Origin of the sequence: Hymenobacter coccineus, from assembly GCF_001816125.1 — a bacterium.
Lineage (GTDB): Bacteria > Bacteroidota > Bacteroidia > Cytophagales > Hymenobacteraceae > Hymenobacter > Hymenobacter coccineus.
In genome coordinates, this window is the sequence record NZ_MDZA01000177.1 from 34,504 (window position 1) to 45,981 (window position 11,478).

At 64.9% G+C, this 11,478-nt stretch carries 13 protein-coding genes; 3 read left to right on the forward strand and 10 right to left on the reverse strand.

The genetic code is table 11. From position 1 onward, the window contains the following. Nucleotides 1-23: 23 nt before the first annotated feature. The gene (locus BEN49_RS11540; protein ID WP_070743528.1) at nt 24-764 is read right to left on the reverse strand and encodes an outer membrane beta-barrel protein; all 741 of its coding nucleotides are present in this window, start codon (nt 762-764) and stop codon (nt 24-26) included. Nucleotides 765-868: 104 nt separating this feature from the next. Then, nucleotides 869-1,612, reverse strand: coding sequence for a tetratricopeptide repeat protein (locus BEN49_RS11545; RefSeq protein WP_125916772.1), 744 nt, complete (start codon nt 1,610-1,612; stop codon nt 869-871). Between the two features lie 140 nt (nt 1,613-1,752). On the opposite strand from BEN49_RS11545, the gene BEN49_RS11550 reads away from it, so the two are divergent. Further along, the gene (locus BEN49_RS11550) at nt 1,753-2,619 is read left to right on the forward strand and encodes an alpha/beta hydrolase (protein ID WP_317040441.1); all 867 of its coding nucleotides are present in this window, start codon (nt 1,753-1,755) and stop codon (nt 2,617-2,619) included. Between the two features lie 95 nt (nt 2,620-2,714). Here BEN49_RS11550 and BEN49_RS11555 read toward each other — a convergent pair whose 3' ends face one another. From BEN49_RS11555 to BEN49_RS11570, 4 genes are all read right to left on the reverse strand, one after another. Continuing rightward, entirely contained in the window at nt 2,715-2,996 is a 282-nt protein-coding gene (locus BEN49_RS11555) for an adenine nucleotide alpha hydrolase family protein (RefSeq protein ID WP_070743533.1), read from the reverse strand. Nucleotides 2,997-3,098: 102 nt separating this feature from the next. Then, entirely contained in the window at nt 3,099-3,599 is a 501-nt protein-coding gene (locus tag BEN49_RS11560) for a methylated-DNA--[protein]-cysteine S-methyltransferase (RefSeq protein ID WP_070743536.1), read from the reverse strand. A gap of 67 nt (nt 3,600-3,666) precedes the next feature. Beyond that, nucleotides 3,667-4,860 (reverse strand): amine oxidase, encoded by a 1,194-nt coding sequence (locus BEN49_RS11565; RefSeq protein ID WP_070743539.1) that lies wholly within the window; start codon nt 4,858-4,860, stop codon nt 3,667-3,669. Between the two features lie 296 nt (nt 4,861-5,156). Further along, complete coding sequence (locus BEN49_RS11570) at nt 5,157-6,074, reverse strand: cation diffusion facilitator family transporter (protein WP_070743542.1); 918 nt, start codon at nt 6,072-6,074, stop codon at nt 5,157-5,159. 171 nt (nt 6,075-6,245) lie between these two features. Between BEN49_RS11570 and BEN49_RS11575 the strand changes: the two genes are divergently transcribed. Both BEN49_RS11575 and BEN49_RS11580 read left to right on the forward strand, forming a co-directional pair. Then, entirely contained in the window at nt 6,246-7,649 is a 1,404-nt protein-coding gene (locus BEN49_RS11575) for an APC family permease (RefSeq protein ID WP_070743545.1), read from the forward strand. A 38-nt stretch (nt 7,650-7,687) separates the two neighbouring features. After that, complete coding sequence (locus BEN49_RS11580; protein WP_125916774.1) at nt 7,688-8,263, forward strand: hypothetical protein; 576 nt, start codon at nt 7,688-7,690, stop codon at nt 8,261-8,263. 188 nt (nt 8,264-8,451) lie between these two features. Here BEN49_RS11580 and BEN49_RS11585 read toward each other — a convergent pair whose 3' ends face one another. From BEN49_RS11585 to BEN49_RS28850, 4 genes are all read right to left on the reverse strand, one after another. After that, nucleotides 8,452-9,174, reverse strand: coding sequence for a DUF92 domain-containing protein (locus BEN49_RS11585; RefSeq protein WP_070743550.1), 723 nt, complete (start codon nt 9,172-9,174; stop codon nt 8,452-8,454). Nucleotides 9,175-9,369: 195 nt separating this feature from the next. Then, nucleotides 9,370-9,879 (reverse strand): GNAT family N-acetyltransferase, encoded by a 510-nt coding sequence (locus BEN49_RS11590; RefSeq protein WP_239691913.1) that lies wholly within the window; start codon nt 9,877-9,879, stop codon nt 9,370-9,372. Between the two features lie 7 nt (nt 9,880-9,886). After that, nucleotides 9,887-10,879, reverse strand: a complete 993-nt coding sequence (hemB, locus tag BEN49_RS11595; RefSeq protein WP_070743553.1) for a porphobilinogen synthase — start codon at nt 10,877-10,879, stop codon at nt 9,887-9,889. A gap of 91 nt (nt 10,880-10,970) precedes the next feature. After that, nucleotides 10,971-11,478: hypothetical protein (locus BEN49_RS28850; RefSeq protein WP_204376095.1), on the reverse strand; the 508-nt coding region annotated here is incomplete at its 5' end.

An 11,478-nucleotide genomic window follows, 5' to 3' on the forward strand; every position in this document is an offset into this window, starting at 1 on the left:
GTTTGCTGCGCAGTGCAAGGGATTCAGCGGCCGATGGCGTAGTCTAGTTTCAGCATCAGCGTGCCGAAGCCGTCCTTCACGTTGGGGTTGCCGCGCTGGCTGATGTCGTCAAGGTTGTCGGTGGTGGTGAAGTAGTAGTTGCCCTCCAGCGTTAGGTTGAACTGGTCGGTGAGGGGCACTACCACGCCCGCGCCTATGGGCACAACGCCGGCCAGGGCGGGGTAGTCGTTGCGCTCGGCGGGCAGGTAGGCGGTATTGCTGGTGGGGCGCTCCGTGCCGAGGTAGGCCTGCGGGCTGTAGAGCAGTAGCCCTAGCCCGGCCTGCACGAAGGGCTGCACCTTCCGCGTGGGGCCCGGGGTGGCGTACACCGAGGGGTCGCCCAGCAAATCGTAGCGCACGAAGGCCGTGCCCAGCCCGTTGTGGCTGTAGAAGGCTAGGCCGCGGCTGGGCAGGTAGTCGCGGGCGCCCATGCCGAAGTAGCCCAGCTCGCCGCCGAGGCGCCAGTGGGGCCCCAGGCCGTAGAGCAGGCCCAGGTTGAGGGCGGGGCCCAGGAAATCGTCGCCCAAGCTGCTGCCCAGGTCGCCGTTGTATAAGGCCGTGCCCACACCGGCGCTCACCCGCAGGGGCCCCAGGTAGTAGGCGCGGCCGTTGTGGTCGTGGTGCCGGCGGCGGGCCACGTTCTGGGCGCGGGCCGCCGGGGCCCCGGCCAGCAAAACCAACCCAAAGAGGCCACCGGCCAGGCAATTGCGCAACGAAAAAACCATGAAGGGAGCAGAAGTTAAATGAAAACGGGGACCGCCCAGCGGCGGCGGCCGGTACGTACGACGGCAACGGCCGGGCGGTGGGGCCCCGGCCCAATTTTTTTGGGCTACTTAAACGTGCCCTGCGGGTCGGGCAGCTTGGCGAGCAGGTCGCTCACGAGGCTGAAGTCGAGGCTGGCGGTGCTCAGGGCCTGGCCCTTGTGCACGGCTTCCCAGGCCTGGGGGTACTTCTCCTGGTAGTAGTAGCCGCGGGCCAGCTGCTGCCAGGCGTTGGCGTTGGTGGCGTCGGCGGCCACGGCGCGCTGGAGCAGGTCCATGCCGGTGGTGAGATCCTTTTTCTTCTTGCCGGTGCCGTAGCGGATGAGGTGGCTCGTGCCCAGGTCGCTCAGCACCAGGGTATTGTTAGGCGCAATGGCCAGGGCCTGCTGGAGCAGGGCAATGGAGGCATCGGGGGTGGGCTGGCTGCTGGCCACCACGCCCAGGCCCCGGTAGGGGTCGGCGTTGCGGGGGTTGAGCAGCCAGGCCAGGTTGAAGCGCGAGGTGGCCGTATCGGGCTGATTTTCCGATAGATACTCGAAGCCCTTGGTGGCGAAGAATGCGCTGGCTTCCTCCTTCGAGGCGAAGCTTTTGGCCACGGCCTCCAGCTTGGGGGCCCCGTAGGCGGCCGTGGCCTGGGCCGGGCTCAGGCCTCCGAATAGGGGCTGCAAGCGGGCCGGGCGCGGGGCCGCGGCGGCGCCGGGCTGGCCGCCGTCGGTGGGCTGGCGTACCTTTTGGGCCAGGGCCAGGCGGGGGCTGCCCACCAGCAGGACCAGCGCGAGGCCAGCCGTCGTAAGCACACGAGTTGTCGTCATAACCAATCCAATATAAAATGCGGCCGGGGCCCGAAAGCGCAAAGGTAGCCGCCGCCCGGGGCAAACTGCGCACCCCCGCCCGGCGTAGGTAAGCGCGGCCGGCTGGGCGGTGCCCGCCGCCGTTCACTTCCACCCCTAACATGAGAATTTCCCGTTTATTGCTGGCGCCCGTGGGGGCTCTGCTGGTGCTGGCCGCCGTGCTGGGCGCCACCGAATACGCTATGGCCCGCCCCAGCCGCCGCACCGCCGACGTGCCCTACGTGCCCGCCACCACGCCCGGCTTCGACGCCAAGTACAACCTGCTGGATGTGTACGCGCCCAAAAAAGCGGGCCCCGCCGCCGGCTACCCCGTGGTGCTGTTCATCCACGGCGGCAGCTGGAACAGCGGCGACAAGAACTTCTACTCCTTCATCGGGCGGCGGCTGGCCAAGCAGGGCGTGGTGGGCGTCATCGTCAGCTACCGCCTCGCGCCGAAAGTGCACGTGCCCGAGCAGGCCGCCGACTGCGCCCGGGCCCTGGCCTGGACGGTGGCCAACATCAAAAGCTACGGCGGCGACCCGGCCCGGGTGTTTGTGATGGGCCACTCGGCCGGCGGCGGCCTGGCTGCCCTGCTCGCCACCGACGACGCCCTGCTGGCCCGCAACGGCCTGCCCACCAACCCCGTGCGCGGTGCCATCCTCGACGACCCCGCCGGGCTGGACATGTGCGACTACCTGAAGAAGCTGGAGTACCCCGGCGACCGGCAGTACCTCGTGCCCTTTACCACTAACCCCGCCGTGTGGCGCGAAAATTCGGCCATCTACAAAATCCGGCCTGGCCTGCCACCGTTCCTGTTCTTCATCGGGGGCAAAACCTACCCCAGCATCAGCAGCAGCTCGGCCCGCTTCCGCGACCGGCTAACGGCCGTGGGGCCCCACCGCGCTACACTGTGCTGCCCGGCAAGCACCACATCCCCATGGTGTTGCAGCTCTACTGGCAGCACAACATCATCTACCAAGAGCTGTTGAAACTGGTGGGGGCGTAGGGGCCCCAGGGCGAGTAGTGAGGGGGCGTAGGCGAGGGCGAAACCAGTTTAGAGATATATGTCTAAACGTCAACATTCTCATTGCCTCTTAGTATTGAAACCTGTCACAACTGGTCTAGAAACCTGAACCTCTGGAGCCTGAACGATGCCCGTCGTTTCCTTCAAGTATTCTAACGCGTCTTCCATAGTCTCGTATTTCACTCTGCAATCAGCTTTGAGTGAAGAGGTAGTAAAGCAAACGAAATATTCGAGGTCGCCAGTGGCTACAGATTCGACAACTTCAATATGGAGAGAAACAATATTATCCATATTCATAAGGCGGGAGCCGCCACCTGCAATTTGTAGAATCTGGTAAGCCATTATGGAAACTAGGGATAAAGGTGAACCCCAAAATTACTTTACTCATTACTGAATCAACGTCTCAATTTAACCGTTTTAAGTAACCTCAATTCTTAAATCCCCTTACCCAAACAGCCCGCCCTGCTGGGGTCGCTCAAACGCCAAGAGCCAGCGCTTGCGCACTAGGCCGCCCGCGTAGCCGGTGAGGCTGCCGTTGGCCCCGATGACGCGGTGGCAGGGGCACACGATGGAAATGGGGTTCTGGCCGTTGGCCGCGCCCACGGCGCGCACGGCCCCGGGGTTACCCAGCAGCTTGGCTACGTCGAGGTACGAGAGCGTGCGGCCGTGGCCGATGCCAGCCAGGGCCCCCCACACCTGCCGCTGGAAATCGGTGCCGGCGAGGGGCGCGCAGGTCAGGTCGAAGGCGCGTAGCTCGCCCCCAAAGTAGGCGGCGAGCTGCGCGTGGGCCGGGCGCAGGCACTCGGCTACATCGGCCAGCGCAGTGGGCGCGGCCGCGTCGGGACCCTCCAGGAAGCGTACGGCGTGCAGGCCCGCATCGGAGCCGGTGAGGGCCAGCAGGCCGATGGGCGAGTAGAGGTGGGCAGTAGCGGGCGCGGTCGGCATAGGCAAGGTGCAGATTTACCGCAAGAAACGAAATTCTACGGTGCGCATTGCCCAGGGCCCTGGCCGGCTACGAAACCAGCGCCGGGGCTCGGCGCGGCCGGGCGGCCGCGGCCACCAAGGCCTGGGCATCGAGCAGGGACTCGGCGCTGGGCTGGTGCAGCACGCGGGCGGGGCCCGGTTGGCTCAGGTCGGCGTCCCATAGGCCCGAGCGGTGCCATTGGTCGAGGTGGTCCCAGTCGGGGCGGTCCACCACGGGGTAGAGGCAGGTGCCCCACAGCGGCAGGCCCTCGGCGAGCACGGCGGCGCATTCTTGGGCAATCATGCGCAGCCAGAGGGGGCGGTCAACGCCCGGGTGGCTGGTTTCGGTGATGGCGAAGGGGCGCTCGTAGCGGCGGTAAGCTTCGCGCAGCAGCTGGCGTAAGGGGCGCAGGCGCGGGTCGGGCGTGGCGTCGTTCCAGCCCATCATCTGGTGCGGGTTCAACTGCCACTGGTTGTCGTAGTAGTAGTTGAATCCCACAATGTCGAGTAGTGCCGGGTGGCCGCCCAACTCGGGGCACAGGCGCCCGCAGAGGATGTCGGTGGCCTGGAACTGGTTGTTGTGCGCCTCGCGGGCCTCGCGGACCTCGCGGGCCGAGGCCCCAAACCGCGGTGCAATGGCAATGAGCGGCTCGGTGGTGAGGATGCGGATGCTGGGGTCGGCCTCGCGCAGGGCGTTGGCCCCCTCAATGTAGGCGCGCATCAGCTCGTACTTCACCTGCCAGCCGTTGCCGTTGCAGTAGGGCGAGGTGCCGCGGGCGTCGCCGCCGAGCCACGAGATAAAGCTCACCTCGTTGATGGGCGTGACGATGAGCGTGCCCGTGGGCCGCTGGCGGCGGTAGAAATCCACAAACGCCCGGCACAGGGCCGCAAACCGCCGCGCAAACATGGGGTGCAGCGGCGTCAGGTCGTCGGGGTAGCCGAAGTGGCACAAGTCCCACACCTGCTGAATGCCGTGGCGCTGCCCGGCGTCGAGCATGGCCTGCACCGTGCTGAAATCGTACTGGTAGGGCGTTTTCTCAATGTGGGCCCAGCGGATGCCCTCGCGCACCGTGCCAATGTTGAACGGAGCCAGGGCTGCGTAATCTTCGTCGATGAGCGGCAGGTGGCCGGTGAGGGGCAGGAAATCGACGCGGTTGCCGAAGGCGTTGAGCTGGTCGGTGCATTCGAAGCCGCCCCACCAAAAAGACTGGAACGGGCTGGCGCCAAGCGTAGTAAAATCCATCACGAAAGGGGTAGGTACAAGAAAACGGCCGCCCCCAGCCACCGCGAACGGGGCAGGGGCGGCCTCCTTGTACCTAGAAACCGGTGCCGGGGTTCAAAATAGGGCCCCGATGTGTTGGCTATAGTGCTGCTAAACAAGGCAATAGATTGGTTTGGGGCCCCTTGAGCGGGCACCTCACCCCCGGCCCCTCTCCTGCGGAGAGGGGTGCCAGTACCTAATCGTTGTAAACTGAACGGGCATATTAAACGCACCCCTCTCGCAGAGAGGGGACGGGGGTGAGGTTCCGGCAACCCAGCCTACGCCCCAGACTTCAGCGACGTGGCCTCCACGAAAATGCGTTTCATCTCGGGGTGCTCGGCGCGGATTTGCTTTTGCAGCTCATCAATGGATTGCTCTACTTCGTCGGCCGTCAGGGCATCGGCAAAGTCCACGTCGAAGGCCAGCACCACGTCGGTGGGGCCCAGGTACATGGTCAGGGGCGAGCGGATGGTCTCGACGTGGGGCTGGCGGCGGGCAATGGCTTCAAGGCTGGCCAGCGTCTCGGCGTCCACGCCCTGGCCCACCAGCAGGCCCTTGGTGCGGTACACCAGGAACACGGCCACGCCCATCAGCAGCAGCCCGATGGCGATGGAAGCCGCCCCGTCGAGGTAAGGGTTATTCAGCCAATGCCCGAAAAACACGCCCAGCCCGGCGAAGATCAAGCCCACCAGCGCGGCCGAGTTTTCGAGTACCTGGGCAAACGCCGAAGGGTCTTTGCTCGTGCGCAGGGCCTTGAATAAGCCGTCGGTATGGTTTTCCATGAAGGCCTTGATGGACAGGTACGCCGCGATGCCCTCGAATATGACCGAGAAGCCCAGCACGATGTAGTTCCACTTCGCGTCCTCCATCGGCTCGGGGTGAAGGATGTGCTTGATGCCTTCGTAAAACGACATGCCGCCGCCGACGGAAAACACCAGCATGGCCACAATCAACGACCAGAAGTACAGCTCCTTGCTGCGGCCAAATGGGTACTCGGGGCTGGGCGGCAGCTGGCTCTGGGCCGTGCCGTAGAGCAGCAGCCCGCCGTTGCCGGTGTCCACCAATGAGTGGATGCCTTCGGAGAGCATGGCCGACGAGCCGGTGAAATACGCCGCTACGAACTTGCTCAGCGCGATGGCCACGTTAGTGGCGATGCCCCCGTAGAGGGCGATTTTGGAAGAATTGGAAGCCGACATGCCAGGAAAAAAGTAGCCGGGGCCCTACGTCTGCGTTCGCGAACAACTCCCGAACAACCGCCGGCCCCGCCCCAAAGAACGTGAAATGCGGGTGAACCGTTGGGGCCCCGGGCCCGCCGCCAGCCGGGGCCCCGGGGCCCGCCAAGGGCCGGGGCCCTACTTTCGCGGCCTATGTCCCAACCTACTTTGCAGCGCCGCCTGGGCCTTGTGCAGGCCACTGCCCTCAACATGATTGACATGGTGGGCATCGGGCCCTTCGTGACGTTGCCGCTGGTGATGGGCTTCATGGGGCCCAACTTCCTGCTGGCCTGGCTGGTGGGCGCCGCCCTGGCCTCGGTCGACGGCCTAATCTGGAGCGAGCTGGGCGCGGCTTACCCTGAGGCCGGCGGCAGCTACCGCTTCCTCAAGCTGGCCTACGGCGAGCAGAAGTGGGGCCGCTACATGTCGTTTCTCTACGTGTGGCAGACGCTCATTCAGTCGCCGCTGGTGCTGGCCTCGGGCGCCATCGGCTTCGCCCAATACTTCGGCTACCTCGTACCGATGACCGAATGGTGGCAGCCCAAGCTGGTGGCCGGCACGGTGGTGCTGCTGCTCATTGCGCTGCTTTACCGCCGCATCGAGGACATTGGCAAGCTGGGCGTGGCCCTGTGGGTGGGCGTGCTAAGCCTGATGGCTTGGTTGATTTTCGGGGGCCTCACCCACGCCAACCACCCGGTGGCCATCCTGCCCGCGGGCGGCGTGGGGGCCCTGCCGGGCCTGCTCATTTCGGCTGCCATGGGCCAGGCGGCGGTCAAAACCATCTATTCGTACCTGGGCTACTACAACGTGTGCCACCTCGGCGCCGAAATCAAGGGCCCCGAGAAGGTCATTCCGCGCAGCATTTTCCTGAGCATCCTGGGCATCGCGGCGCTGTACCTGCTGCTGAACTGGAGTGTGGGCACCGTCATCGGCTGGGAGGAAGTGCGGGGCTGGCAGGCGGGCACCTCCGACAAGTCGCAGTTCATCATCAGCGTGTTCATGGAGCGGTTGTATGGGCCCGCGGCGGCCAACGTGGCCACGGGCATGGTGCTGCTGGTGGCGTTTGCGTCGCTGTTTGCAGTGCTGCTGGGCTACTCGCGCATCCCCTACGCGGCGGCGGCCGACGGCGAGTTCCTGCCTGTGTTTGCTAAGCTCCACCCCACCAAGCACTTTCCCTACGTGTCGCTGCTGCTGTTGGGCGGGGTGGGCTTCGTGTTCAGCCTGCTATTTCGGCTGGGCGAGGTCATTTCGGCCATCCTGGCCATGCGAATTCTGGTGCAATTTGTGGGGCAGGCCGTGGGGCTGGTGCTGCTGCGCCGCCGGCGCGGCACCGGGGCCCTGCCGTTTAAAATGCCGCTCTACCCGCTGCCTGTTGTCCTGGCCATCATCGTGTGGCTGTTCGTGTTCGCCGGCATCGCCCCGGTCGAGGTCAGCCTGGGCGGCGTGGCGTTCAAGGTGTATTTCCAGGTGGCCGCGGTGGGCATGATGGCACTGGGCACGGGCGCGTTCCTGCTCTGGAGCAAGCAGCAGGGCAAGTGGCCGTATGAGAATAAATGATTAACGTTGCGTAGGTGCGATAACTAACTGTTTATAAGATGATTCGCTATTTATTATTTTGTTTGCTTTTGGTGTCGGGACTTTGTTGTTCTGCCCAATCGCAAAAGCCTCTGCCGCCAGGTTATTTGCAGTGGAGTGCCACCAGACGTTTACAGGCCAGCGACTTCCAACTAAGGGTACGCTCGCACAATAATTTAAACCAAGGAGTGGGTAATCTGGGTATTGAAATCAATAGGGGCATCGCGGACCTATTTGGTAAAAATGCTAACCGCACGGTACAAAACCTGTTTCAACGAACCGGCTCTTATCTCGACTCGACCGACCGCATGAGCACAGCGTGCCAAGTTCGCTACATGCAGACGCTTTGGGACATTAACGAGGTTGCGGCTCGGCGGCTGCGGCAACAATTGCGGGCTAACGCCAAACGCATCATTCTTATAGGAAAGCCAGACGTCAACGACTTGCTCCGGGTTACTTGGGAAGCCGCTAACCAAAGACACATTCAATACGCCGACGAAACCAAGTATGGCCTGTTCTTGGACAAACAAGCAGGCTGGGAGAAACAATTGACCGCCGAACTGGCGGAGTTAGCAACCTTTGCCGTACCAGATTAGCCCAGCCGCTTATCGTAGTAAAAGAGTCGCAACCCCGCCTGTAACGCCAGCGCAGTTTATTCAGCCCGCCAAGCGGTGGCCCAGCCTGGTAAACAGCCGCTGCGTAGCGGTATTTCCTAAGCCAACGTCTACGGGGGCCCCAGCGCCCCAAATTCGTGTGTAGCAGATGCCAACAAGGTCCCGGGGCCCTATCCCAGCCACTGCATTAACCCGCCCGCCACTAGGGCCCCCGTCAGGGTGTTAAGGAAATTGACGGCGTTGTTGCCGAGGTAGCCGCGCCGCTCCAGGGTGGCGCCCAGCACCGAGTCGGCTAGGTTGCCGGCCGTGCCCGCCACCAGCAGCCACCCAAACGCGGGGCCCCAGCCGAAGCCCAGGCAGTACGCGGCCGCTAGCGCGGCGCTGCCCGCCAGTCCCAGGGCCGTGCCTTCCAGGCTCACCACGCCGTTGCGGCCCCGCGCATCGGGCTGCCCGGTGAGGATGTTGTAGTAGCGGCGGCCGTACACGTTGCCCAGTTCCGAGGCCAGCGTGTCGGCCGCGGCGGCGGCAAAGCTGCCAGCCAGCATCAGGTGGGCCAGCGGCGCGTGGGGCGGCAGTTGCCAGGCCAGCAGGCCCAGTAGGCCCGCCACACCGGCGTTGGCTACCACCTGGCCGGCCGTGCGGCGGCCCCGGTTTTCCTCAGCCAGCCCGAGGCGGCGCTTGTCGGCCACACGCCACCCCGACGCGGCGGTGCCCAGGCCAAAGAATAGCGCCAGCAGCGCCAGCCCAGTAAAGCCGCTGCCCAGGTAGATGAGCAGCCCCAGCCCACCGCCCGCCCACACGGCGGCCGTGGTCAGCTTGCCCGCCCGCGCACTGTACCCCATCCCCGCGCCGAGCAGTAGCAGCACTATACCCAAGCGTACCCAATCAGTCATAGCAACAAAATACGGTGGTCTAAAGCGGGGTGGTCCGGCGAATTGCCCAAAGGGCTTCATTGGGCCACGCTTGCTAAAAAACAGGGGCCCCGGGGCATCGCCAGCGTGGCGACGACAAAAAAAGTCGCCGGACCACCCCGACTTATACCCTCCATACAAAGCCTTTAGGCGTTCGGGAACTATCCGTTACGCCGTTCACCCCAACCACTTCTCGTAGCAAAAGAACCGCAGCCCCGGCCGAAACGCCAGCTTGATTTCGCCCGCGAAGCGGTAGCCCAGCTTGGGAAACAGCCGCTGCGTGGCGGCGTTTTCCGAGTTGGTGTCCACGCGCAACGTGCGCAGGCCCAGGGTTTGGGCCTCGTGCTCGGCTTGGGCCAACAGGGCTCCGGCCACGCCGCGGCCCTGGGCTTCTGGGGCCACGGCGAGGCGGTGCACAACGAGGGCCGGCTCGGCGGCGTCCCAGTCAGCATCGGCGTACTCGGGGTCCTGGTCCTGGGTGAGGGCGGCGATGCCGTCTAGGGCCCCCAGGCGCTCGGCCACCCACAGGTGCTGGCGCTCGATGTCGCGCCGGAACACGGCTTCGTTAGGGTACTCGCTGATCCACTGCCGGTTGCCAGCGGCGTTCATCAGCGGCACTACGGCTTGCACCAGCGCCAGCACGGCCGGCAAGTCGGCCAGCGTGGCGCGGCGAATGGTCAAGTCCATGGTCATGCTAGCCCTTGCGCAGCACCTCGGCCGCTTCCTTGGCGAAGTAGGTGAGGATGGCGTCGGCCCCGGCGCGCTTGATGCTTAGCAGCACCTCCAGCATGGTGCGCTCGCCGTCCATCCAGCCGTTCAGGGCGGCCGCTTTAATCATGGCGTACTCGCCGCTCACGTTGTAGGCCGTCACGGGCAGGTTAGTGCGGTCCTTCACTTCCCGGATGATGTCGAGGTAGCTCAGGGCGGGCTTAATCATCACCATGTCCGCGCCTTCCGTTTCGTCGAGGGCCAGCTCGCGCAGGGCCTCGCGGCGGTTGGCGGGGTTCATCTGGTAGCTTTTCTTGTCGCCTTTTTTGGGCGCCGAATCCAGCGCGTCGCGGAAGGGGCCGTAGAAGGCCGACGCGTACTTGGCCGTGTAGCTCATGATGCTCACGTGCTGGAACGCGTTGCTGTCCAGCACATCTCGGATCCAGGCCACGCGGCCGTCCATCATGTCCGAGGGCCCGATGATGTCGGCGCCGGCGCGGGCCTGGGCCAAAGCCATCTGGCCCAGCACCTCCAGCGATGCGTCGTTGAGAATTTCGCCCGAGTCCACGTCCACCACGCCGTCGTGGCCGTCGCTGCTGTAGGGGTCCATCGCCACGTCGGTCATCAGCACCACGTCCGGAAACTGCCGCTTGATGTCGGCCACCGCCTTCAAGTACAGCCCGTCCATGTTCGCCGATTCGCGCGCCAGCCGGTCCTTTAGGCTGTCACTTATGCTCGGAAACGGTGCGAACGACTTAATGCCCAGCTCCACGCAGCGCCCCACTTCCTCAATCACCGTGTCGGCCGAGTAGCGGTAGATGCCGGGCATGGACTTCACCTCCAGCCGCTGGCTGTGGCCTTCGATGAGGAAGAGCGGAAAGATAAAATCGTGGGCGGTGAGGCGGGTTTCCTGCACCATGTCGCGGATTACCTGCGATTTACGGTTGCGGCGGGGACGGTCGACGGGAAGAAGGGGCATAGAACTTCAGAAAATAGCAAAGGAGTACAACCACGCCGGGGCCCCGGAGGTTACGCCCCCGGGGCCCCAAAGCCGTGCGCAAGCCGCTGAATTAAGCCTTTTTCTTGGCTGGCTTTTTCGGGCTGAACAGCTTGTACAGCAAGTACAGCACCACCAAACCGGCCGCCGTGTAGCCCAGCGCGGTGAAAAACCCGACCCCAAAAATGAAGTTCACCAGCGCTGCCAGGCCCGCCAGCACGGCCAGCGTCACGCCGATAAAAAACAGCGCCACGCGCCCCAGCCCGTTCTCCGCAGTGCGCTGGGTATGGGCCAGGGCCCCGGCGGCCCGGCGGTGGGCCCGCAGTTGCGCCGGTACCTCCGGCGCGGCCGCCATCCGATTTAAAGGACTCAAGGCCAGCAGCTGCCGCGCCTGTACGCGCACCGGCCGGCTAAAGCCCTGGCGAGCCGGGGCCCCTGTTGCAACTGCCGTTGGGGCTGCCAGGGCCCCGGGGACAACGGCGGGCGCTGCGGCCGGGGCGGTGGTGGCTGGCGCTGCGGTAGTTGCCAGCGCTGCGGTGGGGCGCGGCCGGCGCGGGGCGCGGGGGGCGCGCCAGGGCCCC